Source organism: Streptomyces omiyaensis (assembly GCF_014650895.1).
Classification (GTDB): domain Bacteria; phylum Actinomycetota; class Actinomycetes; order Streptomycetales; family Streptomycetaceae; genus Streptomyces; species Streptomyces omiyaensis.
On the sequence record NZ_BMVV01000023.1, the window covers coordinates 85,011 to 111,246 of the forward strand.

Annotated in this window: 23 protein-coding genes; 13 read left to right on the forward strand and 10 right to left on the reverse strand. The window is 74.9% G+C overall.

Annotation, left to right across the window (positions count from 1 at the left end; all coding sequences use genetic code 11):
• Position 1 precedes the first annotated feature (1 nt).
• The 3 genes from IE287_RS29525 to IE287_RS29535 form a co-directional block, all read right to left on the reverse strand.
• Positions 2-1,555: an ATP-binding protein gene (locus IE287_RS29525; RefSeq protein ID WP_189852276.1), complete on the reverse strand. Its 1,554-nt coding sequence runs from the start codon at positions 1,553-1,555 to the stop codon at positions 2-4.
• Between the two features lie 359 nt (positions 1,556-1,914).
• Entirely contained in the window at positions 1,915-3,240 is a 1,326-nt protein-coding gene (locus IE287_RS29530) for an SWIM zinc finger family protein (protein ID WP_189852277.1), read from the reverse strand.
• Entirely contained in the window at positions 3,237-6,236 is a 3,000-nt protein-coding gene (locus IE287_RS29535) for an SCO1167/SCO6262 family helicase (protein WP_189852278.1), read from the reverse strand. Before IE287_RS29535 ends, IE287_RS29530 begins: the two co-directional genes overlap by 4 nt.
• Positions 6,237-6,510: 274 nt before the next feature.
• Between IE287_RS29535 and IE287_RS29540 the strand changes: the two genes are divergently transcribed.
• Positions 6,511-7,602 (forward strand): acyl-CoA desaturase, encoded by a 1,092-nt coding sequence (locus IE287_RS29540; protein ID WP_189852279.1) that lies wholly within the window; start codon positions 6,511-6,513, stop codon positions 7,600-7,602.
• 48 nt (positions 7,603-7,650) lie between these two features.
• Complete coding sequence (locus tag IE287_RS29545; protein ID WP_189852280.1) at positions 7,651-8,196, forward strand: MOSC domain-containing protein; 546 nt, start codon at positions 7,651-7,653, stop codon at positions 8,194-8,196.
• Between the two features lie 58 nt (positions 8,197-8,254).
• Here the strand turns inward: IE287_RS29545 and IE287_RS29550 are convergent, their stop codons facing one another.
• Positions 8,255-9,118 (reverse strand): hypothetical protein, encoded by an 864-nt coding sequence (locus IE287_RS29550; protein ID WP_189852281.1) that lies wholly within the window; start codon positions 9,116-9,118, stop codon positions 8,255-8,257.
• A 435-nt stretch (positions 9,119-9,553) separates the two neighbouring features.
• Positions 9,554-10,312 carry a hypothetical protein gene (locus IE287_RS29555; protein WP_189852282.1) on the reverse strand — a complete coding sequence of 253 codons (759 nt, stop codon included), beginning with the start codon at positions 10,310-10,312 and terminating at the stop codon, positions 9,554-9,556.
• 1,245 nt (positions 10,313-11,557) lie between these two features.
• On the opposite strand from IE287_RS29555, the gene IE287_RS29560 reads away from it, so the two are divergent.
• Entirely contained in the window at positions 11,558-12,049 is a 492-nt protein-coding gene (locus IE287_RS29560) for an NUDIX domain-containing protein (protein ID WP_189852283.1), read from the forward strand.
• Between the two features lie 49 nt (positions 12,050-12,098).
• Here the strand turns inward: IE287_RS29560 and IE287_RS29565 are convergent, their stop codons facing one another.
• On the reverse strand, positions 12,099-12,335 hold the full coding sequence (locus IE287_RS29565) for a hypothetical protein (protein ID WP_189852284.1): 237 nt from the start codon (positions 12,333-12,335) through the stop codon (positions 12,099-12,101).
• 119 nt (positions 12,336-12,454) lie between these two features.
• Between IE287_RS29565 and IE287_RS29570 the strand changes: the two genes are divergently transcribed.
• Positions 12,455-13,048, forward strand: a complete 594-nt coding sequence (locus IE287_RS29570) for a hypothetical protein (RefSeq protein ID WP_189852285.1) — start codon at positions 12,455-12,457, stop codon at positions 13,046-13,048.
• Positions 13,045-14,037 carry a nucleotidyl transferase AbiEii/AbiGii toxin family protein gene (locus IE287_RS29575; RefSeq protein ID WP_189852286.1) on the forward strand — a complete coding sequence of 331 codons (993 nt, stop codon included), beginning with the start codon at positions 13,045-13,047 and terminating at the stop codon, positions 14,035-14,037. The genes IE287_RS29570 and IE287_RS29575 overlap by 4 nt, the downstream gene beginning before the upstream one ends.
• Positions 14,038-14,137: 100 nt before the next feature.
• Here the strand turns inward: IE287_RS29575 and IE287_RS29580 are convergent, their stop codons facing one another.
• Positions 14,138-14,653, reverse strand: a complete 516-nt coding sequence (locus IE287_RS29580; RefSeq protein WP_189852287.1) for a sortase — start codon at positions 14,651-14,653, stop codon at positions 14,138-14,140.
• A gap of 280 nt (positions 14,654-14,933) precedes the next feature.
• Positions 14,934-16,595: an FAD-dependent oxidoreductase gene (locus tag IE287_RS29585; RefSeq protein WP_189852288.1), complete on the reverse strand. Its 1,662-nt coding sequence runs from the start codon at positions 16,593-16,595 to the stop codon at positions 14,934-14,936.
• A gap of 234 nt (positions 16,596-16,829) precedes the next feature.
• Between IE287_RS29585 and IE287_RS29590 the strand changes: the two genes are divergently transcribed.
• From IE287_RS29590 to IE287_RS29620, 7 genes are all read left to right on the forward strand, one after another.
• On the forward strand, positions 16,830-17,945 hold the full coding sequence (locus IE287_RS29590) for a SchA/CurD-like domain-containing protein (RefSeq protein ID WP_189852289.1): 1,116 nt from the start codon (positions 16,830-16,832) through the stop codon (positions 17,943-17,945).
• 68 nt (positions 17,946-18,013) lie between these two features.
• A complete protein-coding gene (locus tag IE287_RS29595) occupies positions 18,014-18,484 on the forward strand; it encodes a cupin domain-containing protein (protein ID WP_189852290.1) in 471 nt (156 codons plus the stop codon).
• Positions 18,481-19,749 carry a beta-ketoacyl-[acyl-carrier-protein] synthase family protein gene (locus IE287_RS29600; protein ID WP_189852291.1) on the forward strand — a complete coding sequence of 423 codons (1,269 nt, stop codon included), beginning with the start codon at positions 18,481-18,483 and terminating at the stop codon, positions 19,747-19,749. Before IE287_RS29595 ends, IE287_RS29600 begins: the two co-directional genes overlap by 4 nt.
• A complete protein-coding gene (locus IE287_RS29605) occupies positions 19,746-20,993 on the forward strand; it encodes a ketosynthase chain-length factor (protein WP_189852292.1) in 1,248 nt (415 codons plus the stop codon). Before IE287_RS29600 ends, IE287_RS29605 begins: the two co-directional genes overlap by 4 nt.
• A gap of 24 nt (positions 20,994-21,017) precedes the next feature.
• Positions 21,018-21,278: an acyl carrier protein gene (locus IE287_RS29610; protein WP_189852293.1), complete on the forward strand. Its 261-nt coding sequence runs from the start codon at positions 21,018-21,020 to the stop codon at positions 21,276-21,278.
• Position 21,279: 1 nt separating this feature from the next.
• Positions 21,280-21,759, forward strand: coding sequence for an SRPBCC family protein (locus tag IE287_RS29615; RefSeq protein ID WP_189852294.1), 480 nt, complete (start codon positions 21,280-21,282; stop codon positions 21,757-21,759).
• 40 nt (positions 21,760-21,799) lie between these two features.
• Positions 21,800-22,132, forward strand: coding sequence for a TcmI family type II polyketide cyclase (locus tag IE287_RS29620; protein ID WP_189852295.1), 333 nt, complete (start codon positions 21,800-21,802; stop codon positions 22,130-22,132).
• Between the two features lie 91 nt (positions 22,133-22,223).
• Here IE287_RS29620 and IE287_RS29625 read toward each other — a convergent pair whose 3' ends face one another.
• Both IE287_RS29625 and IE287_RS29630 read right to left on the reverse strand, forming a co-directional pair.
• Positions 22,224-23,273, reverse strand: coding sequence for a methyltransferase (locus tag IE287_RS29625; protein ID WP_189852296.1), 1,050 nt, complete (start codon positions 23,271-23,273; stop codon positions 22,224-22,226).
• A gap of 110 nt (positions 23,274-23,383) precedes the next feature.
• Complete coding sequence (locus IE287_RS29630) at positions 23,384-24,448, reverse strand: right-handed parallel beta-helix repeat-containing protein (RefSeq protein ID WP_189852297.1); 1,065 nt, start codon at positions 24,446-24,448, stop codon at positions 23,384-23,386.
• Positions 24,449-24,633: 185 nt separating this feature from the next.
• Between IE287_RS29630 and IE287_RS29635 the strand changes: the two genes are divergently transcribed.
• Entirely contained in the window at positions 24,634-26,187 is a 1,554-nt protein-coding gene (locus tag IE287_RS29635; RefSeq protein WP_189852298.1) for an MFS transporter, read from the forward strand.
• Positions 26,188-26,236 lie beyond the last annotated feature (49 nt).

Sequence of the window (26,236 nt, forward strand, 5' to 3'; positions counted from 1 at the left end):
GTTATTCGACCTCATCAGACGGCTGGCTGTGCGGAGTGGAGGATTCGGTGCCCGAGCGCTTGTCGCCGTTGAAGGCCTCCCACATCAGCCCGGGCGCGCGGGTGGACCTCCGGGGGGCCGGGGCGGGCTCGGGGCCGGTGCGGAGGACCGGCGTCGGCACGGGCGACTCGCGGCGGCGGCGCGGCAGACCGTTGAGGGTCTTCCCGTCGACGAACGGGTCCGCGCCGTCGTCGGTGGACGCGAGGAGCGGGGCGGGCGCCGGCGGGGGCACGGGCAGCGGCGCGGGGGCCGGGGGCGGCACCGGCGGGTTGCCGCGCGAGGGCAGCGGCCGGACCGGTCCGGCCGCGCGCCTCCGGGCGGGCTCAGGGGTTCTCACGACGGGCCTCTCCACCGTGGTGATCAGGCGCCGGGGTACGAGGATCACGGCCCGTACGCCTCCGTAGGCGGAGGGACGCAGGTCGACGTCGCAGCCGTGCTCGCGGGCCAGTCGGCTGACGACCGGGAGGCCGAGCTGCGTGACCTCGCCCAGACCGGCGAGGAACAGGCCCGACGCCGACTCCGTCATCACGCGGTTGATGCGGTGCCGGACCTCCTCGGTGAGGCCGACGCCGCGGTCCTCGATCTCGATCGCGATGCCCGAGGGCACCTCGACGGCGCTCACCTCCACCGGGGTGTGCGGGGGGGAGAACGACGTGGCGTTGTCGAGGAGTTCGGCCAGGAGGTGGATCAGCGGCTCGGCGCCGGGGCCGATGACGGCCGCCTCGGTGACCGACTGGAGCTTCACCCGCGGGTAGTCCACGATGCGCGACATGGCGCCGCGCAGCACGTCGTAGAGCGGGATGGGCTTGGACCACTGGCGGCCGGGGCGGGCGTCGCCGAGGACCGCGATGCTGGCCGCGAGACGGCCGATCAGCGCGTTGCGGTGGTCGACGTCCTGCAGGCCGCGAGCGAGGACGAGGTCCGTGCCGTGGACGATCTGCATCTCCCGCAGGTCCTTGGCGAGCTGGTGCACGATCGCCTGGACGCGGCGCGCGACGGCCACGAGCGCCCGCTGGGAGGAGTCCCGGGTGTTCTCCTCGGCCTCGACCGCCTCCAGGAGCGTGCGCAGCGCGCCCCTGAGCGCCTCGGTGAACCCCGGGTCGAGGTGGTCGCCGAAGCGGACGGAGTTCACGATCTCCGAGGCCGGGTCGCCCTTCTGGAGCCGGGCGACGGCGGCCGGGAGCAGCTCCTCGGCCAGCCAGACGGTGGTGGTCCGCTGGTCGGCCAGGCGCGCGAGCATCGCCGCCTCGCGCTCCGCGTGGGCCTGCTGCGCGGCCTGCACGACCCGGACGTGCCGGGCCTCGCCGGCCGCCCGTGCCAGACGCACGGTCAGGATCGTGCTGCCGACCGTGAGGGAGACGGCGGCGAAGCCGTACCAGGCCACCGGTGTCCGTATCTGCGCAGGCGCGAAGAGCAGCCCTATGGCGAACAGGAGGGCGAGCACCCCCGGCGGGACGAGCCACGCCGGAGCCGCCGCACCGGCCCCGGCTCTGGAAGTTGAACCTGCGCGAACCATCAACGGTTTCCCTCAACGTCTGGAATAGGAGAGGACTGAAGTGGCGCGACGTACCGACAGGAAAGCGCGGGCACGCGAACGATCACGCACGCGTGCTCGAACGGGACCGCTTTCGGGTGCCTCCGCCCACGCGTCGATGCCCGTGTCTCCCTGTGGCCGTGCTCCGTCGACGCCCCCGCTCCCAGCGTTCATGACTCGCTGTGAGCGCGGCGCAACACATCTGCGGAGCATAGTCAGTTCGGGATTGGCGTGTGACCTCGATGGAAGGAAGGGTTCTATCAATCAAACTGGCCTCAAAAAGAGGCATTAATGCATATCGAAAATGACAGCAAGCGATCAGGCGGAGCGCCTTTCGGCGGTCATTCCGAAAGCCGGTGCGAGCCGGGCGACTCCTCGTCCCGCTCGCCCTCGGCGGTCGCCGCCGTCAGCGCCGCCGCCGGGTCCCGATCCGCCGGACCCACCGGCGCCCAGCCGTCCGCGGCGCGGCGGTACGGCCACCACCGCCCGTCCTCGCCGAGCCGCAGCTGCGCCCGCGCACCCGCCGCCGTCCAGTGCGCCCCCGAACGGCTCAGCTCCGGCGCCTCGCCCTCCTCCCAGGCCTCGGCGAGCCGCGCCGCCGCCCGCGCCAGCGCCTCCTCGTCGGGCGTCCAGGACCCCTCCAGCACGGCGAGGGCCGCGGCCCCGCCCCACCGCCACGCGCGCGTGGCGGCGTCCAGCTCCGCCCGCGACCGCCCGGTGCCGGACGCGAGGCGCCCCGCGACCCACCCGGGCGGACGCCCGGCCGCGAGCCGCACCGCGTCCTGGGCCACCGTGAGACCCGCCGGCGCGACCTCCCGGCCGGCGAGCAGCTCGGCGAGCAGCCGGTGGGCGCGGGCCGCCGTGTCCGCCGCCAGGAACTCCAGGGCGGCCGGCTCCACGCCCGGCTCCGGGTCCGTCTCGGTGTCCAGGGACGGCGGCTCCCCGGGGCCCTGCGCCACGACCGGCACCTCCGGCAGCGGCGGCAGGATGTCCCGCAGCGCGTACGCCTCCGCGGCCGACACCCCGGCCGGCGCGTCCCCGGCACCGGCCGGGGCGCCGGCCGCGGTCCCGCCGCCCGCCCGGGCGGCGCTGCGGACCTGGAGCGCGTCCACGACCGGCCGCTGACCGCGCCCGCGCATGAGCAGCAGGGCGAACGGGTCCTCGTCCAGGATCCGCGCCATCTGGTGGCAGAGCGCCGCCGTGTGCGGACAGTGGTCCCACGCCTCGCAGCCGCACTCCGGCTCCAGGTCGCCGATGCCCGGCATCAGGTCGATGCCGACCGCCGTCGCGTCCTCCACCAGGTGCGGCGGCATCTCGTGGTCGAGCAGCGCGGCGATGTGCCCCGCGCTGTCGACGGCGAGGTCGAGCAGCCGGTCCCACTCCTCCTCGGTCAGGGTGCGCACCAGCACGTCGGCGCGGTAGGCGGTGCCGTCGGGGTCCTGGACGACGGCGGTGATCCGGCCGGGCCGCACCGACACCGCGCCGACCGCGCCGGCCCGCGCGTGCCGCCGGCCCGCCTTGACCTGCTGGCCGTCGAGCGCCGTGTCCTCCAGCGCCTGCAGCCACGCCCGGCCCCACCAGGTGCGGGTGAACGCCCCGCCCCGTACCGGCGGCGCCGCCGCGAAGGTCAGCTCCTCGGGCTCCCGGCCCGTCCCGTAGTCGCTCATCGTCCGTCCCCGTCCCCGCGCAGGGAGACCAGCTCCGCCAGCTCCGCGTCGGTCAGTTCGGTCAGTTCCGCCGGTGCGTCGCCCGAGGTGCCGAGCACCGCGTCGGCCAGCTCGCGCTTGCGGTCGAGCATGGCGGAGATCCGGTCCTCCACGGTCCCCTCGGCGACGAACCGGTGCACCTGCACCGGCCGGGTCTGCCCGATCCGGTAGGCCCGGTCGGTGGCCTGCGCCTCCACGGCCGGGTTCCACCAGCGGTCGTAGTGCACCACGTGCTCGGCCCGGGTCAGGTTGAGGCCCGTCCCGGCCGCCTTCAGCGACAGCAGGAAGACCGGCACCTCGCCGTCCTGGAAGCGGGCGACCATCGCCTCCCGCTCGGCGACCGGCGTGCCGCCGTGCAGGAACTGCGTCCGCACCCCGCGTTCCGCCAGGTGCGCCTCGAGCAGCCTGGCCATTCCCACGTACTGGGTGAAGACCAGGGTGCTCGCCCCCTCGGCGAGGATCGTGTCGAGCAGCTCGTCGAGGAGTTCGAGCTTCCCCGAGCGGCCGGCGATCCGGGGCCGCTCCTCCTTCAGGTACTGCGCGGGGTGGTTGCAGACCTGCTTGAGCGAGGTCAGCAGCTTCACCACCAGGCCGCGCCGCGCCATGCCCTCGGCCTCGGAGATGGCCAGCAGGTTCTCGCGCACCACCGCCTCGTACAGACCGGCCTGTTCGGGCGTCAGGGAGACGGCCCGGTCGGTCTCGGTCTTCGGCGGGAGCTCCGGCGCGATCCCCGGGTCGGACTTGCGGCGGCGCAGCAGGAACGGGCGCACCAGCGCGCCGAGCCGCTCCGCGGCGGCCGCGTCGGTGCCGCCCTCGACGGCCGTCGCGTACCGCCGCCGGAAGGCGCCGAGCCCGCCGAGCAGCCCGGGGGTCGTCCAGTCGAGGATCGCCCACAGCTCGGAGAGGTTGTTCTCCACCGGGGTGCCGGACAGTGCCACGCGCGCGCGTGCCCCCACCGTCCGCAGCCGCCGGGCGGTCTCCGAGTACGGGTTCTTCACGTGCTGGGCCTCGTCCGCCACGAGCAGTCCCCACCCCGCGGCGGCCAGCCGCCCGGCGTCGAGCCGCATCGTGCCGTACGTGGTGAGGACGACGTCCCCGTCGCCCAGGCCGTCCAGGTCGCGCGCGGGGCCGTGGAAGCGGCGCACCCGGGTGCCGGGCGCGAACCGCTCGAACTCCCGCTGCCAGTTGCCCATCAGGGAGGTCGGGCAGACCACGAGGGTGGGGCCCGCCGTGACCGGTTCGGTCTGCCGGTGCAGATGGAGCGCGATGACGGTGATGGTCTTGCCGAGGCCCATGTCGTCGGCGAGGCAGCCGCCGAGGCCGAGCGAGGTCATCCGGTGCAGCCAGTTCAGCCCGCGCAGCTGGTAGTCGCGCAGGGTGGCGGCGAGCGCGGCGGGCTGCGGGACCTCGCGGACGCCGCCCTCGGGATCGGCGAGCCGCGCGCGCAGCCGTTCCAGCGCGCCGGTCGCGACCACCTCCACCGGGCGTCCGTCGACCTCGGTCGTGCCGGTGAGGACGGCCGCGAGCGCGTCGACCGGCGTCACCTTGCGGTCCTGGCGCTCCCGGGCGCGCAGCAACTCCGCCGGATCGACCAGGACCCACCGGTCGCGCAGCCGGACGAGGGGGCGCCCGGCCTCGGCGAGCCGGTCCAGCTCGGCCCGCGTCAGCTCCTGGTCGCCCAGCGAGAAGCGCCAGTTGAAGGCGAGCAGCGCGTCGGCGGAGAGGAACGACGGCAGGCCGCCCCCGCTCCCCTCGGCGCCGGACCCGCCGTCGTCGGCGGTCCCGCCCCCGACGGGACCGGCCTCGGACGCGCCGGTCCCGAGGGCTCCGCTCCCGGCCGGCGCCTCCACCGGCCCGATCACCGCGCGGGCGGTCAGCCGGTCCGCCAGCTCGCGCGGCCAGTGCACCCGCATCCCGGTCGCGGCGAGCGCGCGGGCCGCCGGTCCCAGCAGCTCGACGACCTCCTCGTCGGCGAGCTCCACCGTGTCCGGCACGGCGGCCGTCAGCAGCGGGGCGAGGGGCGGCCAGGCCCGCGCGGCCCGTCGCAGCGCGAGCAGGGCGTCCATCCGGGCGCGCGGTCCGAGCGACGCCGCCGCCTGCCCGGTGCCCGACCAGGCCTCGGCCGCGTCCACGACGAGCGCCGGGTCGGCGGCGGAGTGCAGCTGGAGCACCGCGCGAAAACCCGGCGCCCCGGTCCCGGCCCCGGCGTCGGCGGAGCCGGGTCCCGTCAGTTCGAGGCGGAGGGAGAGCCGCACCCCGGCGTCGTGACCGGCCGCCAGATCGGCGGCCCACGGGCGCTGTTCGGGGACGGTCTGCGGCTCCTCGGCGGCGAAGGCGGGCCCGCCGGCGGCGAGCACCGCGGCCGGGGTGCGCGGGAGGGAGTCGGCGACGGCGTCCAGGAACGCCCGCAGCAGCGCCTCCGGCTCCGGCAGCAGCGGGTCGCCCTCCGCGTCCCCGTTCCCGTCCGTGCCCGTGCCCGCGTCCAGGGGGGCCGCGTGGGCGGTGGGCGGCATCGAGGCGGCCAGGGTCCGCAGCCGGTCCAGCTCCTCGGGTCCCAGCGGCCCGGCCCGCCAGGCGTCGTGGCCCTCGGCGGTCACGCCGGGCAGCAGCAGCCCGCGCGCCGTGAAGTCCAGCGCGAGGAGGGCGGCGCCGCCCCAGAACGCGGCGGCGGGGTCGGCGTCCCCGGAGAGCCGGGCGCGGGCGAGGAAGGGCAGGGCGTCCCGTACGGACAGGGAGAGCGCGGGGACGGACACGGCCCGCAGGTCGGTCCCGTCCACCACCGTGAGTTCGTCCGGCACCGCGCCGGCCGGCTCCGGCTCGGGGAGGGGCTCGTCCTCGGGCGACCAGAGGAGGATCCGGCCGGCGCGCGGCGGATCGGCGGGCAGGAAGACCGCCGCGGGAGCGGCCGCGGAGGAGGGTTCGGGGGCGGGGCGAGAGGATCCGAGCGACGGCGTCAACGCATTCCTCAAATTTGACTACTGCGAAGGAGTGGCCGACCCTACCCCAACTCCGCCGCGGAACCCGCACATCCGGGCGTGACCCCCGACACATGTGCGCCGCCCGGGTGCCTCGGGGTGGGGAAGGCCCCACCCCCCGGCCCCGGACGGCCCCCGCCCCCGGCCGGGTGGTGACGCCATGGTTCCGGGGGGTCGCGCATTCCTACGGTGGGTACCGCCGCCGCGCCTTCCCGCGGACCGCCACCGCCCGCCTCACAGAAGCCGGAGCCCTCCCATGCCCCAGGCCACCGCCCTCGCCCCCGCCCCGGCGCCCGCCGCCCGGACGCGGGGCGGCGGCAGCGAGTTCTCCCCGCTCCTGCGCACGGTGAAGGGCCAGGGCCTCCTCGACCACCGTCCCGGCTGGTACGCCAGGGACATCGCCCTCACCCTCCTCGGCTTCGCCGCCGTCGCCGCCGGCCTCCTCCTCGCGGGCCCGACCTGGTGGGCACTGCCGCTCGCCGTCCCCCTCGCGCTGCTCTCCGCCCGCGCCGCCTTCGTCGCCCACGACGCGGGCCACGCCCAGGTCACCGCCGACCGCCGTGCCGGACGCGCGATCCAGCTCGTCCACGCCAACCTCCTCCTCGGCATGAGCCGTGAGTGGTGGAACGACAAGCACAACCGCCACCACGCCCACCCCAACCACCTCGACAAGGACCCGGACGTCGCCGCCGACGTCCTCGTCTTCGCCGAGCACCAGACCGCCGGCCGCACCGGCCTGCGCGGCTTCCTCACCCGCCACCAGGCCCTGCTCTTCTTCCCGCTGACCACCCTGGAGGGCCTCGCGCTCAAGCTGTACGGCGTCCAGGCCCTGCTGGCGAAGGACGGCCCCTACCGCACCCGCCGCGAACGCCTCACCGAGGGCGCCCTGCTCCTGCTCCACTTCGCCGGGTACGCGGCGCTGCTCCTCACCGCCCTCGCGCCCGCCCAGGCCCTCGTCTTCGCGCTCGTCCACCAGATGCTGTTCGGCGTCCACCTCGGCCTGGCCTTCGCCCCCAACCACAAGGGGATGGAGCGGCCCGACCAGCACGAGGACGGCGACAGCTGGGGGCATCTGCGCCGCCAGGTCCTCACCTCCCGCAACATCCGGGGCGGCGTCCTCACCGACTGGTTCCTCGGCGGCCTCAACTACCAGGTCGAGCACCACCTCTTCCCCTCCATGCCCCGTCCCCACCTGCGGCTCGCCCAGCCCGCCGTCCGCGCCCACTGCCGCGCCCTGGGCATCCCGTACACCGAGACCGGCTTCGTCGACTCCTACCGGCAGGCGCTCGGCCACCTCCACGAGGTGGGCGCCCCCCTCCGTGAGGAGCGCGCCGGACGGCCGGAGTAGGGTCGCACGCGCATCCGATCACGACAGAGCGGCCAGGGGGCCTCCCGCATGAGCGACGGAACCGTCACCACCGTCAGCAGCAACGGCGTCTACTCCTTCACCAAGCCCAATCGCGACTCCATCACGCTCCTCGCCGGCCTCGGCGTGGAGGGCGACGTCCACGCGGGCGTCACGGTCAAGCACCGGTCCCGCGTCGCCCAGGACCCGACCCAGCCCAACCTCCGGCAGGTGCACCTCATCCACGGCGAGCTCTTCGACGAGGTGGCCGGGGCCGGCTTCGAGGTGGCCCCCGGCGACCTCGGCGAGAACGTCACCACCCGCGGCGTCGACCTGCTCGCGCTGCCCACCGGTGCCCGCCTCCACCTCGGCGCGGAGGCCGTCGTCGAGATCACCGGACTGCGCAACCCCTGCGCCCAGATCGACGGCTTCCGCCACGGACTGCTCAAGCAGGTCGTCGGCCGGGACGCCGACGGCGGGGTCGTCCGCAAGGCGGGGATCATGGGCGTCGTCCTCACCGGCGGCGAGGTGCGCCCCGGGGACCCGATCCGCGTCGAGCTGCCGGCCGGCCCGCACCGCCCGCTGGAGCGGGTCTGACCCCGGTTCCCCCGCCCGCTCCCCGGACCCCCCGCCCGTTCCCCGGGCCGTCCGGGTCTCAGGAGGGGCGGACCGCCAGCGCGTCGAGCCCTTCGAGGAGGGCGGGCAGCCGGGGGCTCCGGTTCACCGGCAGCACCTCGTGGGGGAGGTCGTCGAGCAGGAGGAAGGCCATGTCGTCGGTGCGGGCCACGACCGACCAGCCGGGACCGTCCGCGCGGATCATCCGCGCGTCCTCACCGGCGAAGTCGGACCGGATCCGGCCCACCGGCGGCGGCGTCTCCAGATAGCCGCGCAGCTCCTCCAGGGCCCGCCGCACGACGGCGTCCAGGGCGGACGTCCCACCCGCGGCCGGCTCCGGCGACCCGGCCGCACCCGCCCCGGCCTGCTCCGCAGCGGGCGCTGCGGAGGCCGGTTCCGGAGCGGTGTCCGCCGCGACCTGCGCCCGCCATTCGGCCCAGTGCAGGGCCACCTCGTCGGCGCCGAGCCGGCGGTGGGCGGCGCCCCACGCGTCCTCGGCGGGAGGCGCCAGCGGGGCGGGATCGCCCTCCTCGGGCTCGGGGTCGTGCGGTTCGGGCACCCCGGGGGCCCGGGTGGCGACGGCGAGCGGCCAGCCGGGCAGCCCGGCGACCACCGACTCCTCGTCGGGCGAGAGGTCGTAGGCCATCCCGCAGTCCCAGGAGGCGATGGCCACCGCGACCAGCGACACGTCGTCGATGACGACCGTCCAGCGGGCGCCGAGGCCGTCCTGGCCGAAGACGAGCCCGTACCCCTCCTCGTACGGTTCGAGGCCGAGGGCGGCGCAGGCCGCCGGGTAGTCGTCGCCCAGCACGCTCGGGAAGCGCGCGGGCGTCAGCAGGCACGCGGTCAGCACGAACAGCGCGTCGGCGTCGGCCGGGGACGCCGCCCGCGCGTCGTCGGACATCGGTTCCTCCGCCGCCACGGCATCCTCCTCGAATCGCTGCCCATCGGATCGTCGGCGCACCTTAACCAGTGAGTAGCTTCGCCGTCGAGAGGGAGGGGGAGTGACCTGCGCGGCCCCGGGAAGCGCCTGATCACGGTGGTCCGGACCGCGCACGCGGGCCGCTCGCGCACGGTGCGGGCCGCGGGGGCGCACCGGGTGGGGGACCCGTGCGGCGAGGTGCGCGGCACCCCCTCCGGGCGTCGTCTCCGGCGTCCGCGAGGCCCGGCCGCCTCGCGTCGCCCCTCTCCGTGCGCGGTGGTGGGCGCCGGCGGGGACCCGGGGCCGCCCGGAGTCCGCCGCGCCCCGCCCTCCGCCGGAGCCGCCGTGCTCGTCGGCGGAGGCGGCTCCGTCTCCCGCGTCACGCCGGTCGTCGTCCGACCGGTCGCGGGTGCCTCCTCATTGCGCCAGGGCGGCGCGCACCGCGTGGGGCGCGGCGTTCATGGGGGTGAGCCGGCAGATGACCATGACCTGGCGCTTCGGGTCGTACATGGACCGGGTCGGAGGGACCGTCAGGAGAGGCGAGTCGGGCTGCACCTTCGCGACCAGGAAGTAGCCCTTCATGAAGAATTTCTGGACCTCCACGGAGAGGAAATCGCTCCGATTCAGAACGGTCTGGTTCCGGGGTGACGTCAGGACGATCTGCGAGGGGGATACGGAGAGGGAGCCCCGCCATTTTCCGCGCCAGATGGCCAGCGCGGCGATCAGGGACCCGATGGCGTAAAGCGCGATTCCGATCAGTACGGGCGCGGGATTCTCGTCGAACACGCTCGGTTGGTCCGCCGGACCGAAGATCTTCTCGGAGCGCTTGACGAACAACATCCCGCCGAAGAGCAGCCCGACGAATCCGCAGCCCACGAGCCATCCGACGGCGGATCCCGAATCCCCGGTGCGGCCGCCGTCGAAGACCACGAAGTCTCCCGGCCGGACGCCTGTCGGCGACACCGCCCCGCCCGGGACCGGCGGGGCGGGCGTGCCGCCCGGGACCATGTCCCGGTAGACCTGGAAGGCGATCGGAGCGGCAGCCAGGACGCACACGCCGATGAGTGAATACCACACGACAGGTGGCGGGTCTATTTTTGCCGTCACCACATTACCGGCCAAAGCGAAGAGCGGCGCGCACAGCGCGACTAACCCTCCCGCGACCCGTCTGTCCATCACATCTCCCCGAGGAAAGGCGTGTCGTTCTTCCTGCCGGGTCAAGGTACCCGCGAGGGATCCGGCCGACGCCCCCGTTCGGAGGCTCTGTTGCGGATCCGTCACATACGACGGGGCGCATTCGCGCCGGCGCGAACGGCCCCGCCGAATTCGCGCGGGTCCGATTTCGAACGTTCGGATGAATGCGCGGGCCGGAGTGGTGTTCTGTCGCACGTCGGTTCGTGCGACGGTTCGCGCGCGGACGGGCCCGGTGCCGGTCCGCCCGTGCGACGGGGCGGACCGGCACCGGGCCCGCGACCGGTCCGGCCACCCGTGCCGGGGACCGGCCGCGTGCGCCGTCAGGACGGGCTTCCCGGGGTCGTCGAAGGCCAGGCCGTCCTCGTCGGTGCGCAGGGTCACGGCCGCCAGGAGCGCGGCCGTGGCGCGGGGAGGCGCGTGCGGGCGGCGCGGGGGAAGAGGGAGGCGGCCGGGTACGGGGACGCGAGGTGCGGGTTCATGTCGTCGTCCGGCGTCCTTCCGGTGCCGGGGGGCGGGGTGCCGTCCGGGGCGTCGGGGGCGGGGAGAGGGGCGGGCGTCGCCGGACCGCCGTGGACGAGGCCGCGCCGGCGCCCGGCGGGGGCGGCCTCGCGGCGGAGGCGGGGGAGCCGGTCGCGGCCGGTGCGGCGGCGGTGCCCCGGTCCGGGGGCGAGTCCGGGACCGCGGTCGTGGAGGACAGGTCCACCGCCTCGTCCCCCGGGCCGCCGTGCGCCGTGGCGACGGCGGCGGCCGCGACCGCGAGGGGGACGGCGGAGAGACGGAAGAGGCCTTGGATGCCTGCGGCGCGCCGTCTGCGCCGGTGTGCGGCCGTGGCGGATCAACCCCTTGTGCCGGTGGGCTCTCCGGGGCCTGGAGGCGGCGGGGCCCGAGCGGGGCCGGAGTGAACGTCCTGACCGACCGCGAGCCCAGGAGCCGGAAGCGGCCCGTGGACCGGCCTGATGACGCCCAGCAGGGAGGCTTGAGGAAACGACCGGGTTCGCGGTCCGCGGGACCCCGGTGGGCGGGGGCGACCCGCGCCCGGGCGCGGCCGGCCGCACCCGGGGAGCCCGTCCGCGCGCGGCGCCGGCGGCGTACGGACCCGGCCGTGTGGCCGGAAGAAAACAGGTGCGCTCCGCGCCCGGCCCGCGGGATCCTCCGGCGGGCGCCCGCTGTCCGCGCGCCCGCCGGGCCACCCGGCACGTTCCCGCAGGCACCGTCCGCCACCCACCCGTGGCCACCGAGAGGACCCCCATGCCCGAGAAGGCCGCCGAGTCCGGTCGCACCGACGCCGCCCACTACGCCGACGTCCACGTCCTCGTCCGCCGCGGCGACGAGCTCCTCGTCGGACGACGCGCCGGGACCGTACGCGTGTTCCCCGGTCTCCACCAGGTCCCCGCCGGTCTCATGGAGGACCACGAGCCCGCCAGCGCGGCCGCGGCCCGCGAACTCCGCGAGGAGACCGGACTCGACGTCCCGCCGGAGCGGCTGCGCTTCGTGCACCTCATGCACCACGTCTCCACCCACTCCGGCAGCCGCCGCGTCGCCTTCTTCTTCGAGGCGGACGACCCGGGCACCGGGGTCACGAACACCGAGCCCGACAAGTGCGAGGGCTGGTCGTGGCGTGCGGACGTCCCCGAGCCGACCGCCCCCTACCTCCGCGAAGCCCTCCGGCACATCGCCGACGGCACGCCCTACAGCGAATACGCCTGGCCCTCCCCCTGACCGACCGCCTTCGAGGACGGTCCGGCAGGACCTTCCGGCCGTGACGTGCCTACCGCCGGGGCCGCCGCGCGGCCTCCCTCAGCAGCAGGAGGGCGGCCGCCGGTGCCGAAGGGCCCGAGGGGCGGGTCGCCAGGGAGGCGCCCGCGCGGCGCACGGCGTCGAGGCGGAGGCGCTGGACGCCGACGAGGGCGCGGACGAAGGGGCGGTACGGCGGGACCACGAGGGCCGGGAGGGGCGCGGCCGCCGCGAGGTCGGCGGCGGCCCGGTCGAGTGCCCGCTTCCACATGCCGGTCTCCCGTCGTCGTCGGCTGCGAGCCTACGGCTCCCGCGGCGGAAACCCGGAGGTGCCCCCGGCCCCTCGTCTGCCAGACTCGCGGCGAGGCACGAGGGGTTCCAGGGGCGGGGATGAACGAGGTCGACGACGTCTTCGAGACGCACGTGACGGTGCGGTGCCGGACCGAGGGGGAGCTGGCCCGCCTCGGCGCGTGGGCGGCGGGCCGGGAGCTGAAGGTCACCACCATCGTCCTCGCGCGCGGCCGCACACCGGTCCAGCCGATGCTGACGCTGCGCGGCCGGGCGGCCCACCCGGCCGTGGTGACCGGGCTGCTGGAGGCCGGTTTCGAGCCGGCGCGGGTCAAGGTGGAGACGGTGCCGTGGAGCGCCGAACCCCCGGGGCCCGGCGGGGGCTACCACGAGCACCACGTGAAGCTGGCGCTGCCCGCCGGCTACGACCGGGCGGCGCTGGAGGACCTCGTCGTGCCGCACGGGGCGCACGTGTCCTGGAACGCGCGCCGGGTGCTGCCGGGGCCGGACGGGCGGCACGAGCGTTTCGTCACCCAGCGGCACCCGGGACCCGCGGACGCGGCGGGGCGCGCCTGCGACGCGCTCGTCGCCGCCCTGGTCGCCGCCGGGCACGAACCGGTGGCGCAGGAGCGGGAGTTCGTGGTCTCCGACAGCGACCTGTCGTGGGACGAGGGCTGGCTGGAGGAGGCCGCATGAGCGAGAGGCAGGGCAAGCCGTCCATCCCGGACGGGCCGGACAGCACCACCGAACCCGCCGCCGCGTGGGTGCACCGCAAGCACGAGCTGCCGTACACCCTCACCGCGGGGGTCGGCGGGGTGGCGGCACGGCACCGGGTCTTCGACCCCGCGCTCAAGCACTTCGACGAGGCCTTCCGGCCCGGTGACGGGGTCGTCGAGGACCCGGAGCTGCGCGCCCGCTGGCAGACGGCCCGGCGCGCGGCGCTGGAGCTCGTCCTCGCCGCCGTCGCCGGGTCGCCGTGGGCCGGTTCCCTCGTGCTGCGCGGCAGCATGCTGATGGGGGCCTGGTTCGGCGAGGCGGCCCGCGCCCCGAAGGACATCGACTTCGTCGTCGTCCCCGAGACCTGGCGCATCGAGGAGCCCCGGACCCGCGCGATGCTCGACGGCATCGCCGCCGCGGCCGAGGACCTCGCGGTGGAGCGCGGCACGGGCCTGTCGATCCCGGCGGCCGGAGCGGTGTCCGAGTACATCTGGACCTACGAGCGGGTGCCCGGCCACCGGCTGGTCCTGCCGTGGACCGCCCCCGGACTCCCCGGCGGCCAGGTCCAGCTCGACTTCGTCTTCCACGAACGCCTCCCGACGCCGCCCCGCCCGGTCGAGGTCGCGGGCGTCCGCCTGCGGGCGGCGGACCGCGAACTGTCCCTGGCCTGGAAACTCCTGTGGCTGGGCTGCGACATGTACCCGCAGGCCAAGGACCTGTACGACGCGGTCCTCCTCGCCGAGAGCTGCACCCTGCCGCGCGCCCTCCTGGAGACCGTGCTGCGCGAGGCCGACGAGTGGCCGGGCCCTCCGGACGAGCCGCTGAGCCCCGCCGTGTTCGAGGAGGCCGCCCTCGCGGCCGACTGGGAGGGCTTCGACGACGCCCACCCGGACACCGGGACCGCGCGGCGCGACCTCACGGCCCGTCTGCTGGCCGCCCTGGCCCCGGTCCTGGGAGCAGCGCGGTAGCGGGTCTCCGGCACCGCGATACCCGCCCCGCCCGGCGACGTGCCCCGGCCCCGGACCTCCTCGGGGGAGAGGGCCGGGGCCGGGCGTGCGGGGGTGCGGCTCAGGCGGTGCCGCGGGCGGCGACGGCGCGACGGCGCCGGCCGATCAGGACGCCCGCGGCGGCGCCGCCGAGGAGCAGCGCGCCGAGGCCGTACGGGAGGCCGCCGCCCCCGTCCGCGCCTCCGTCCGCGCCGGCCGCCCAGCCGAGGCCCGCCTCCACGGCGCCGTTCGGCGCCCCGGAGATCCGGTAGGTGACGGTCTGCTGGATGCGGGGCGGGCACTTGAGGGTCAGGGTGTCCGTGCCGGAGGCCGCGTCCAGGGGGAGCGTGAAGGTGCCCACCAGGACGCCGGGCCGGTCCCCGGCGAAGAGGTGGAACTTCCCGGCCGCCACCGATTCGCCCTTGCCGTAGGTCTCCGTGCCGCAGGCGGTGGTGGTGACCGTGACGGTGGTGCCGGGGGCCGCGAGGCCCGGGTTGACGCGGACGTCACCGGAGGGCGCCGCCGCGGCGGAGGGGGCGGACAGGACGAGGGCGGACAGGACCAGGGCGAGCTGGGAACCCGTACGGGCGAGACGCATGCTTCCTTCTCTCGTTCGGCGGAGCCTTCTCGGCCGGCTGGACCGCGCGGCACCTGTGCTGTGCTCCGTGCACGAGAAGACCCCCGCCCGGTGGGCACCGCAACGGGAGATGCGCCCGCGATGTCCCGCGTTCGGGCGCTTGATCGTCCGCGCCCGCTGACATCGCCGCAGGTCATAGCCGTGCCTTCGGGTCCGGAGAACGGCGGCTTGGCTGCGCGCGAACGGGCGAGGGGCGGGAACCGTCCGGGTTCCCGCCCCTCGTGGGGTGTGCCCGAGGAGGTCAGTCCCGGCCCAGGAGCGCCGTGAGGACCTCCCGCAGCGTCGCCTCGGGATCCGCCGACGCCCCTTCGGACCGCCAGGCGACGAAACCGTCCGGCCGGACCAGCACCGCGCCGTCCGCGGTGACGCCGTGGGCCTCCGCCCAGTCCGCGTCGCTCGCGGGCGCGAGCTCGGCGTCGGGGCCGCCGCCGATCCGGTGGGCGTCGAGCGGCACCGCGAGCTGCCGGGCGACGCGCTCCGCCGCCGCGTGCCAGCCGCCGGCGCCGTCCTCGGAGCTCAGCAGGACCAGGGACCGCTCGTACAGGTCGAGGGTGGAGATCCGGACGCCGGCCCGGTCCAGCCACAGGTGGGGCGCCCGGCTCCCGGGTTCGCCCGTGAGGCGCAGTCCCTCGGACACGACCGGCAGCGCCGGGTCGACGCCCAGGACGGCGCCCCGCGGATAGCGGTAGCCGAGCACCTCGTTGAGGATGCCGCCCTTGCCCCCCTTGGGCGCGCCGAAGCCGGGCGCGGGGGCGTACCCGGGGTGGCTGTGCTCCACGGACCGCGCCGCGGCCCGGGCGCTCGTCGTCACGGCCACCGGCCGCCGCTCCGCGTCGTAGGAGGCGAGCAGCTCCGGTCCCGCCCAGCCGCCCAGGACGGCGGCGAGCTTCCAGGCGAGGTTGTGCGCGTCCTGGATGCCGGTGTTGGAGCCGAAGGCCCCGGTGGGCGGCATCTCGTGGGCGGAGTCACCGGCGAGGAACACCCGGCCGTCCGCGTACCGCTCGGCGATCCGCTCCGCGGCGTGCCACGGCGCCCGGCCGGTGACCTCCACGTCGAGGTCGGGGGCGCCCACGGCGCGCCGGATGTGGTCCCGGCACCGCTCGTCGGTGAACTCCTCCAGCGTCTCGCCGCGTTCGGGGTGCCAGGGGGCGTGGAAGACCCAGCGCTCCTGGTTGTCGATCGGCAGGAGGGCGCCCTCGGCCTCCGGGTTGGTGAGGTAGCCGACGATGAAGCGCCGGTCGCCGACGATGCCCGCGAGCCCGCGGGAGGTGAAGGTGACGCTCACGTTGTGGAACAGGTCGCCCTGCCCGCTCTGGCCGATGCCGAGCAGCTCGCGGACCGGGCTGCGCGGCCCGTCCGCCGCGACGAGGTACCGCGCCCGGATGGCGGTGTGCTCGCCGGTCTCACGGCTCTTGACCCGGGCGGTCACCCCGTCGGCGTCCTGCTCGAAGGACATCAGCTCCGTCGAGTACCGCAGGTCGCCGCCGAGCTCCCCGGCGCGTGCGCGCAGCACCGGTTCGAGGTCGTTCTGACTGCACAGGCACCACCCGGTGGGACTGAAGCGGGCGAGCCCGCCGCCGGGGTCGATCTCCTTGAACAGCCACTCGCCCTCCTCGCCCACCAGGGCCGGCGCCTGCAGGATGCCGTTGTTGTGCGCGAGGACCGATGCGGCCCGCTGGATGGGCTCCGCGATCCCGGCACCGCGGAAGAGCTCCATGGTCCGGACGTTGTTGCCCCTGCCGCGCGGGTGGATCGACGTGCCCGAGTGGCGCTCCACCAGGGTGTGCGGCACGCCGAGCCGCCCCAGGAACAGCGAGGTGGAGAGGCCCACCAGCGAGCCGCCGACGATGAGCACGGGCGTGTGGTGACCGATCGCCTCGCCGGCCACTTCGAATCCGTTCATGGTGCGCCTCCTGCGTCACCTGCGACGCGAGTCGTGGATGGAATGCAGATTCAAGTCCTTCGGGAGCGAACCCGCGTGCCGGGGCACCCGGATGACACGCGGTTCACTCGCCTGCTCCACGGGACTCGCGCGCTCTCGGCGCTCCTGTCAACCATCGACACGTGACGATCACGGCGTGTCGGACACGCGGGTCGTTCCCACCCCCCTCCCACTGAAGAGAAAGAGGTGTGCCGGATGGCCCCCTCGGGACGCATCTCCCAGTCGGTGTTCGACGGCTCACGGCTGCGGGTGATCCTCCTGCTCGACCTGTACGAGGGCGCGCAGCAGCAGTTCCTCGACGCGTACGAGCTCATGCGCCGGCAGGTCGCCTCGGTGCCCGGCCACATCAGCGACCAGCTGTGCCAGTCCATCGAGAACCCCTCGCAGTGGCTCATCACCAGCGAGTGGGAGAGCGCGCCGCCGTTCCTCGCGTGGGTCAACAGCGAGGAGCACGTCGAGACCGTCAAGCCCATGCACAGCTGTGTCCGGGACACCCGGTCGATGCGCTACAGCGTCCTCCGCGAGACGAGCCCCGCCCAGTCGCAGCGGACGGCGCCCGCGGACACGCAGGTGGAGGCCCGCGTCGGCGACGGCGTGGCACGCCACGCCCTGACCTTCACCGTCAAGCCGGGCTCGGAGTCGAAGGTCGCCGAGATCCTCTCCGGGTACGAGTCCCCCTCGGCGCAGGTCGACGAGAACACCCGGCTCCGCCGCACCTCGCTCTTCATGCACGGCAACCGCGTCGTGCGGGCCGTGGAGGTCGAGGGCGACCTGCTCGCGGCGCTGCGGCACGTCGCCCGCCAGCCCGAGGTGCGGGCGGTCGAGGAGGCCATCAACCCCTACCTGGAGCAGGACCGCGACCTCACGGACCCGGACTCCGCGCGCGTCTTCTTCACCCGGGCCGCGCTCCCGGCCGTCCAGCACGTGGTGGCGGACCGGCCGGCCCCGGCCGGACTGCGGCGGCACGCGCTCTACTACCCGGCCAGGGAAGGCCGCGGCACGGAGCTCGCCCGGCTGCTCGCGCACCAGGACAGGGACGCGGCGAGCGACCCGGACAACCCCGTGTACGGCAGCACCGTCTTCCAGCGCGACGACATCGTGGTGCGCCTGATCGACCTCGTCGGCGAACCGGACCTCGACGCCCTCGCCTCCCTCGGGCTGAAGGGCGAGGGCAAGCCCGCGGAGCTGGAGCACCTGCTCGACGGCGCCGCGATCGGCGTCGAGGGCTCCCTGGACACGGAGCGCAACGTCAACCGCCTCCTGTCGCACGCCGACATGCTGCCGGTCACCGACCGCTCGGCGACTTCCTGACCGCCGGTCGCGGCCTCCCCCCACGGTCGCTTCCCCGCACGTCACAGCCACATCTGGAGGTATCAACCATGCTCAAGCAGCGTCCGCACATCGTGAACCTGAGCGAGACCGAGCCCAACCGCAGGCGGGGAGGCGACCTCCGGGCCATGCTCACCCCGGCCACGGTCGGGTCCACCAGCGGCTTCATGGGCCTGGCCATCGTGCAGCCGGGCGAGCGCATCGGCGAGCACTACCACCCGTACTCCGAGGAGTTCGTGTACGTGGTCTCCGGCGCGCTGGAGGTGGACCTGGACGGCGACACGTACGCCCTCCGGTCCGACCAGGGGCTCCTGATCCCGATCGACGTGCGCCACCGCTTCCGCAACGTCGGCGACGTGGAGGCCCGCATGGTCTTCCACCTCGGCCCGCTCGCGCCCCGGCCGAGCCTCGGCCACGTGGACACGGAAGTCACCGAGGACGGTGAACCGGCAGCCGTGGGACCCCACCTGACCGTCCACGAGCCGGGACCGGCGGCCGAGCGAAGCGGGGCAATCGAGTGACCCGGCGAGTGGCCGTCACCGGTATCGGTGTGGTCGCTCCGGGCGGGACCGGGGCGAAGGCGTTCTGGGACCTCCTCACCGCCGGCCGTACCGCGACCCGCGGCATCACCCTCTTCGACCCGGCCGGGCTGCGCTCCCGCATCGCCGCCGAGTGCGACTTCGACCCGGCGGCCCACGGGCTGGAGCCGGAGCTGAGCCGCCACGCCGACCGGTACATCCAGTTCGCCGCCGTCGCCGCGGACGAGGCCGTCCAGGACGCCGGGCTCGACACCGCCGCGGAGGACCCCTGGCGCATCGCCGTCTCCCTCGGCAGCGCCGTCGGCGGCACCACCCGGCTCGAACACGACTACGTGCTGGTCAGCGCGGGCGGACAGCGCTGGGACGTGGACCACAGGGCGGCCGAGCCGCGGCTGCACCTGGCGTTCTCGCCCAGCACCCTCGCCTCCCTCGTGGCCGAGCGCTTCGGCGCCCGCGGCCCGGTGCAGACGGTCTCCACCGGCTGCACCTCCGGCCTCGACGCGGTCGGCTACGCCTTCCACACCATCCAGGAAGGCCGGGCGGACGTCTGCATCGCCGGCGCGTCGGACTCGCCGATCTCCCCGATCACCATGGCCTGCTTCGACGCCATCAAGGCCACGTCGCCCGACAACGACGACCCGGAGCACGCCTCCAGGCCCTTCGACAACGACCGCAAGGGCTTCGTCATGGGCGAGGGCGCGGCCGTCCTCGTGCTGGAGGAGTACGAGCACGCGAAGGCCCGCGGCGCGCACGTGTACTGCGAGATCGGCGGCTACGCCACCTTCGGCAACGCCTACCACATGACCGGTCTGACCGGTGAGGGCATCGAGATGTCCCGGGCGATCGACTCCACGCTCGACCAGGCCCGGATCGACCCCACGGACGTCGACTACGTCAACGCGCACGGATCCGGCACCCGGCAGAACGACCGGCACGAGACCGCCGCGGTGAAGCGGTCGCTGGGCGCCCACGCCTACGACACGCCCATGAGCTCCATCAAGTCCATGGTGGGGCACTCCCTGGGCGCCATCGGCGCCATCGAGGTGGCGGCCTGCGTGCTCGCGCTGAAGCACCAGGTCGTGCCGCCGACGGCGAACTACGAGACCCCCGACCCCGAGTGCGACCTGGACTACGTGCCGCGCACCGCCCGCTCCCGGAAGCTCGGGAACGTGCTCTCCGTGGGCAGCGGATTCGGCGGCTTCCAGTCCGCGGTCCTCCTGACGGGGCCGACCGGGAGGACACGATGAGCACTGAGCGCCCGGGACGGGTGGCCGTCACCGGCATCGGGGTGGTCGCCCCCAACGGACTGTCCGCCGACGCGTACTGGAAGTCCGTGCGGGAAGGACTCGGCGTCCTGGACCGCGTCACCCGCGAGGGGTGCGAGGAGCTGCCGCTCAAGGTCGCGGGCGAGGTGCGCGGCTTCGAGGCCTCCGACCTGATCGAGGAGCGCTTCCTCGTCCAGACGGACCGGTTCAGCCACTACGCGATGGCCGCCGCCCAGCACGCCCTCGACGACGCGGGCATCGCCCGCGACGTCCCGGAGGACCCGTTCTCGATCGGGGTCGTCACGGCGGCCGGATCCGGCGGCGGCGAGTTCGGCCAGCGCGAGCTCCAGAAGCTGTGGGGCCAGGGGTCCAGGTTCGTGGGCCCCTACCAGTCCATCGCCTGGTTCTACGCCGCGAGCACCGGCCAGATCTCCATCCGCAGCGGCTTCAAGGGACCCTGCGGGGTGGTCGCGAGCGACGAGGCGGGCGGCCTCGACGGCATCGCCCACGCCGCCCGCGCCGTCCGGCGCGGGACCGGCGCCGTGGTCGTCGGGGCGGCGGAGGCCCCCCTCGCCCCCTACTCGGTGGTGTGCCAGCTCGGATACCCGGAGCTCAGCACCGTCGAGGACCCCGACCGCGCCTACCGTCCCTTCACCGACGCGGCCTGCGGCTTCGTCCCCGCCGAGGGCGGCGCCATGCTCGTCGTGGAGGACGAGCAGCGCGCCCGGGACCGGGGAGCGGCCGTCCGGGCCTTCGTCGCCGGCCACGGCGCCACGTTCACCGGCGCGTCCCGGTGGCGGGAGTCCCGGGAGGGACTCGCCCGCGCCGTCCGCGTCGCCCTGGACGACGCCGGGTGCGCCCCCGAGGAGATCGACGTCGTCTTCGCCGACGCCCTGGGCGTGCCGGAGGCGGACCGCGCCGAGGCGCTGGCGATCGCCGACGCCCTCGGGGCGCACGCCGCCCGCGTGCCCGTCACGGCGCCCAAGACGGGCATCGGCCGCGCCTACTGCGGCGCGCCCGTCCTGGACACCGCCGCGGCGGTGCTCGCGATGGAGCACGGCGTGGTGCCCCCCACCCCCTACGTGTTCGACATCCGCCACGACCTCGATCTGGTGGTGTCCCGCGCTCGCCCCGCCGAGCTGCGCACGGCCCTGGTCCTCAGCCGGGGGCTCATGGGATCCAACGCGGCGCTGGTAGTGCGCCGCGGCGACGACTCCGCCCGGTAGGACCGGGCGGGAAGGAGAGCACAGATGATCACCACGGCACTGACCTTCGACGAACTCGCCGCGCTGATGAAGCAGGCGGCCGGAGTCACCGTCGACCCCCGGGAGCTGGAGAAGGCCCCGGACGCGCCGTTCGGCACCCTCGGCGTCGACTCCCTCGGCCTGCTGGGCATCGTCGGCGAGCTGGAGAACCGGTACGGCGTGGCGCTGCCCACCGACGCCGAGCGCAGCAAGTCGCCGGCCGAATTCCTCGGTCTCGTCAACGGCGTTCTCCAGAAGGGGGCGTGACGTGTCCGGTCACACCGACAACAGCATCACCATCGAGGCGCCGCTCGACCTCGTCTGGGACATCACCAACGACATCGAGAACTGGCCCGCCCTCTTCAGCGAGTACGCCTCCCTCGAGGTGCTCTCCAGGGAGGGCGACTCGACCACCTTCCGCCTGACCATGCACCCGGACGACAACGGGAAGGTCTGGAGCTGGGTGTCCGAGCGCACCGTCGACCGCGCCGGGCTGACCGTCCGCGCCCACCGCGTCGAGACCGGTCCCTTCGACCACATGGACATCCGGTGGGAGTACGAGGACACCCCGGCCGGCGTCCGCATGCGGTGGGTGCAGGACTTCGCGATGAAGCCCGAGGCCCCGGTCGACGACGCCTGGATGACCGACAACATCAACCGCAACTCCCGCACGCAGATGGCCCTCATCCGGGACCGCATCGAGCAGGTCGCCCGCGACCGCCGCAGCGCCCCGGTCCTGCCCGCCTGACCGGGCCCGGCAGCATCCCGCACCCCAGGAAGGACGCTCGATGCACCACGCTCTGATCGTCGCCCGCATGGCGCCGGACTCGGCTCCCGCGATCGCCGACGTGTTCGCCGCCTCCGACCGCGGCGAACTGCCTCATCTGGTCGGCGTCGCCCGGCGTCGCCTGTTCCAGTTCGGCGACGTGTACCTGCACCTCATCGAGTCGGAACAGGACCCGGGGCCGGCCATCGCGCGCCTGACCGGCCACCCGGAGTTCCGGAGCGCCAGCGAGAAGCTGTCGGCGTACGTCAGCGCGTACGACCCGGAGACGTGGCGGAGCCCGAAGGACGCCATGGCGCAGTGCTTCTACCGCTGGGAGCGCGACGGGGGGTCCTGACCCCCGAGGCGCCGCACGCCGGCGGAAACCCGAGGCCGCCCGCCCCGCACGATGCGGGGCGGGCGGCCTCGGGTTTCCGCCGGTTGTCCCGTCAGGCGGGAACGGTGCACTCGAAGGCGTGGAGGTACGCGTTGACGGGGCGGATCTCGCCGATGACGAGGCCGGCGTCCGTCAGCCGGTCGACCATGCTCCGCCGGGTGTGCTTGGCGCCGCCGACGTTGAGGAGCAGCAGGAGGTCCATCGCGGTCGTGAACTTCATCGACGGCGTGTCGTCGACGAGGTTCTCGATCACGACGACCCGGGCGCCGGGACGCGCCGCCGCGCGGACGTTGGCGAGCGTCCTGCGGGTGCTGTCGTCGTCCCACTCCAGGATGTTCTTGATGACGTACACGTCGGCCCGGACCGGGAGGGACTCGCGGCAGTCGCCGGCGACGACGCGGACCCGGGAGGCGAGCGCGCCGCCGTCCCGCAGGCGCGGGTCGGCGTTCTCCACCACGCCGGGCAGGTCGAGCAGCGTGCCGTGCAGGGCGGGGTGCCGCTCCAGCAGGCTCGCCAGGACGTGCCCCTGACCGCCCCCGATGTCGGCGACCGAGGAGGCGCCCGTCAGGTCGAGCAGCGCGGCGACGTCCTGGGCGGACTGCCGGCTCGACGTGGTCATGGCGCGGTTGAACACGTACGCGGACTCGGGCGCCTGCTCGTTGAGGTACGTGAAGAACTCCTCCTCGTACACGTCCTCGAAGACGTTGCGCCCGGAGCGCACCGCCTCGTCGAGCTTCGGCCACACGTTCCAGGTCCAGGGCTCCGTGCACCACAGGGCGATGTACCGCAGGCTGTGCGGGTCGTCCTCGCGCAGCAGCCGGGACATCTCCGTGTGGGAGAACGTGCCGTCGGGGTTCTCCGTGAAGACGCCCTGGCAGGACAGCGCGCGGAGCAGCCGGCGCAGCGTCCGCGGCTCGGTCCGTGCCGCGGCGGCCAGGTCCTCCGCGGTCGCGGGCGTGTCGCCCAGGGCGTCCGCCACGCCGAGGCGGACGGCGGCGCGGACGGCGGCGGCGCAGGCCGCCCCGAACACGAGCTCCCGCAGCCGCATGGACGGCGGAGGGGCGGGGTCGACGGTGGGGGGAACCGGATCAACAGTCGTCATCTGTCGCCTTCTCTTCGCTGAGGTCCTCTTCGCCGAGGCGCGAGGGGGGAGAGTGCGGGGAGGGGAGGGGCCGGGGGAGGGTGGGGGGGACACGGGCCAGGAGCGGGGCGTCAGCACATGCCCGCGGGCTCCGAGACCTCGCAGGTGTTGCCGCGGAAGGTGTTGCCCTTGCCGGTGTCCCGGTTGGCGAGGTCGGCCGAGCCGTTGCGGAGGACGACGTTGTCGCGGATCTCGTTGCGCTCGTTGAGGGCGCCCACGAAGCTCTTGAAGAGCACGATGCCGCCCGACAGCGGCGAGGCGCCGACGTTGTCCACGATCCTGTTCTCCGCGACCAGCGTCTCCTCGGCGCCGGTCAGGACGATGCCCGAGCCCTGGAGGAAGGGCAGTCGGGGCGTCTTGGGGCAGTGCTTGTTGTTGGCGTGGACGTGGTTCGCGCGCAGGGTCATCGCCCCGGCGCGCGGGGTGGACTCGTCGCCCACCACGAAGACCGCGGCGCAGTTCCCGGTGGCCTCGTTGCGCTCGACGGTCAGGTTGCGCAGGCGTCGCACGGTCAGGCCGATGCGGTTGCCGGACACGTGGTTGTGGCTGATGACCGTCCCCTCGGCGTCGACGGCACCCGACTCGGTGTCGGTGGTGTTGGAGACGAACAGCCCGGCGTCGGCGTTGTCCCGGGCGACGTTGTGCGTCAGGACGCTGCGGACGGACCGCTCCAGGGCGATGCCCCAGTTGCCGTTCTCCTCGGCGGTGACGCGGTGGATCCTCAGCCGGTCGGTCCGGGAGGCCCACAGGCCGTTCTTGGCGAAGCCCCGGAGCTTCAGGGAGCGCACCGTGACGCCCTCCACGGGACGGTCGGCCGTGCCGGTCACGCAGAGGCCGTGACCGGCCAGGGCGCAGGTGTCCCCGGCTGCGGCCGTGCCGGGGACGAGGACGGTGGGGAGGACGGTCGAGCCGCGCAGGGTCAGGTTCGACGTGGTGATGCGGACGCTCTCGCGGTAGGTGCCCGGGGCGAGGACGACCGTGTCCCCGGGTCTCGCGGCGTCCACCGCTTTCTGGATCGATTCGCCTGGCTTCACCCGGTGCACCGTCCGATGGTCGGCCGTCGGGGCGGCGGCCCCCATTCCCGAGACCACGAGGGTCACGGTGCATGCCAGGTAGGCGATCTGCCGTTTCGTCATACGGCGAAGCTATGAGCGGGTCATCGGGCCCGCCACCGCTGATCCTCCAGGCGGACCTAGGCATACGCCCCTGCGACCCACGCGCCCGGCGTGGCGCGCGGATGCCGGGGGAGGACGCCGCTCCTGCGTGGATCATGGGGCCGCCGGGGGCGTCACCCGGCGCGGTGGTCGGCGAAGGGGTTCGGATGCGTCGGTGGTGGCCTCTGACGGCGATCTGCCTCGGCACCTTCATGCTCCTGCTCGACGTCACGATCGTGACCGTGGCGCTGCCCGCCGTGGCCGCGGACCTCGGCACCGACCTCTCCGACGTGGAGTGGGTCGTCGACGTCTACGCGCTGGCCCTGGCGTCCCTGCTGCTCGGGGTCGGATCCCGCGCCGACCGGATCGGCCGCAGGAAGGTGTACCTCGCCGGACTGGCGGTCTTCACCGCGGCGTCGGCGGTCTGCGGGCTGGCGCCGGACGCGGGCGTGCTGATCGGCGCCAGGGCGGTGCAGGGGGCGGGCGCCGCCGGCATGTTCGGCACGACGATCGCGCTGCTCGGCACGCACTACCGGGGCCGGGAGCGGGGGATCGCCTTCGCCGTGTGGGGCGCCACCAACTCGGTCGCCGCGGCGGCCGGACCGATGGCCGGCGGACTCCTCACCCAGTACCTGGACTGGCGCTGGATCTTCTTCGTCAACCTGCCGGTCTGCCTGGCCGCCGTCGTGACGACCCTGCGCTCGGTCCGCGAGACCGAGGTCCCGCGCCGGGACGGGCGGCGGGCGGACGTCCTCGGCGTCGTGGCCTTCACGGTGGCGAGCGGATCCCTCACCTTCGGACTGGTCCGGGCCCACTCGGACGGGTGGGCGACCCCGCTCACCCTCGGCCTCTTCGCGGTGGCGGGCATCGCCCTCGTCCTCTTCGTCCTGGCCGAGACGCGGCACCGGGAGCCCGTGCTCGACCTGTCGCTGTTCCGCAGCCCCTCGTTCACCGGCATCATGACCGGCGCCCTGTGCCTGCAGGGCGCCGCCTTCGCCCACCTGCTGTACGAGTCGCTCTGGATGCAGTCCGTGCTGGGGTACGAACCCGTCGAGGCGGGCCTGTACCTCCTGCCCCTGTGCGCCTCCGCGTTCGCCGCCTCGGCGCTCGCGGGCCGCTTCGGCCCCTGGCCTCCCCGGGTGTCCGTCGGGGGCGGGCTGGCGCTCGTCGCCCTGGGCTCCGTCATGCAGGCCGGCCTCGACGCGGGCTCCACGGGCGGGAGCCTCGTGGCGGGACTCGTCGTCTCCGGGGTGGGGGTGGGGCTCGTGACGCCGAGCCTCGCGGCGGCGGCCCTGGCCACGGTGCCGCCGGAGCGCGCAGGCATGGTGGGCGGCGCGGTCAACACCTTCCGCCAGCTGGGCTTCGCCCTGGGGGTCGCGGTCTTCGGCCTGATCTTCCAGTCGCGCGTCGAGCGGGCGCTCACGGCCGACGGCGGCGTCCCGGACCCGCACGGCACGGCCGCCGCCCTGAGCGGCGGACAGGCCCGGTCGATCGTCGCCGGCCTGCCGGAGGGCGACCGCGCCGGCATGACGGACCTGGTGCGCGAGGCGTTCGCCTCCGGCCTGAACGCCGTGCTGCTGGTGGCGGCCGCGCTGGGAGCGGTGGCCTCCCTGCTGGTCGTCGCGACGGTACGCCTCCCCGCGGGCGGCCCCGAGCGGGGGAGGGCCGGGGCGGGCGCGAGCCCCCGCGACGGGGAGCCGCGCGCGGACGCCGCCCTGTAGGCCGTGCCCTCCGGCCCGTGCCGGACCGTGCCGGGCCCGCCGCGGGCCG

Coding starts and splice junctions, on each gene's coding strand:
- IE287_RS29635 (WP_189852298.1), top strand. CDS start 24,634: ATGCGTCGGTGGTGGCCTCTGACGGCGATCTGCCTCGGCACCTTCATG.
- IE287_RS29620 (WP_189852295.1), top strand. CDS start 21,800: ATGCACCACGCTCTGATCGTCGCCCGCATGGCGCCGGACTCGGCTCCC.
- IE287_RS29625 (WP_189852296.1), bottom strand. CDS start 23,273: ATGACGACTGTTGATCCGGTTCCCCCCACCGTCGACCCCGCCCCTCCG.
- IE287_RS29525 (WP_189852276.1), bottom strand. CDS start 1,555: ATGGTTCGCGCAGGTTCAACTTCCAGAGCCGGGGCCGGTGCGGCGGCT.
- IE287_RS29575 (WP_189852286.1), top strand. CDS start 13,045: ATGAGCGAGAGGCAGGGCAAGCCGTCCATCCCGGACGGGCCGGACAGC.
- IE287_RS29595 (WP_189852290.1), top strand. CDS start 18,014: ATGCTCAAGCAGCGTCCGCACATCGTGAACCTGAGCGAGACCGAGCCC.
- IE287_RS29540 (WP_189852279.1), top strand. CDS start 6,511: ATGCCCCAGGCCACCGCCCTCGCCCCCGCCCCGGCGCCCGCCGCCCGG.
- IE287_RS29585 (WP_189852288.1), bottom strand. CDS start 16,595: ATGAACGGATTCGAAGTGGCCGGCGAGGCGATCGGTCACCACACGCCC.
- IE287_RS29550 (WP_189852281.1), bottom strand. CDS start 9,118: ATGTCCGACGACGCGCGGGCGGCGTCCCCGGCCGACGCCGACGCGCTG.
- IE287_RS29630 (WP_189852297.1), bottom strand. CDS start 24,448: ATGACGAAACGGCAGATCGCCTACCTGGCATGCACCGTGACCCTCGTG.
- IE287_RS29580 (WP_189852287.1), bottom strand. CDS start 14,653: ATGCGTCTCGCCCGTACGGGTTCCCAGCTCGCCCTGGTCCTGTCCGCC.
- IE287_RS29570 (WP_189852285.1), top strand. CDS start 12,455: ATGAACGAGGTCGACGACGTCTTCGAGACGCACGTGACGGTGCGGTGC.
- IE287_RS29545 (WP_189852280.1), top strand. CDS start 7,651: ATGAGCGACGGAACCGTCACCACCGTCAGCAGCAACGGCGTCTACTCC.
- IE287_RS29590 (WP_189852289.1), top strand. CDS start 16,830: ATGGCCCCCTCGGGACGCATCTCCCAGTCGGTGTTCGACGGCTCACGG.
- IE287_RS29605 (WP_189852292.1), top strand. CDS start 19,746: ATGAGCACTGAGCGCCCGGGACGGGTGGCCGTCACCGGCATCGGGGTG.
- IE287_RS29530 (WP_189852277.1), bottom strand. CDS start 3,240: ATGAGCGACTACGGGACGGGCCGGGAGCCCGAGGAGCTGACCTTCGCG.
- IE287_RS29565 (WP_189852284.1), bottom strand. CDS start 12,335: ATGTGGAAGCGGGCACTCGACCGGGCCGCCGCCGACCTCGCGGCGGCC.
- IE287_RS29555 (WP_189852282.1), bottom strand. CDS start 10,312: ATGGACAGACGGGTCGCGGGAGGGTTAGTCGCGCTGTGCGCGCCGCTC.
- IE287_RS29610 (WP_189852293.1), top strand. CDS start 21,018: ATGATCACCACGGCACTGACCTTCGACGAACTCGCCGCGCTGATGAAG.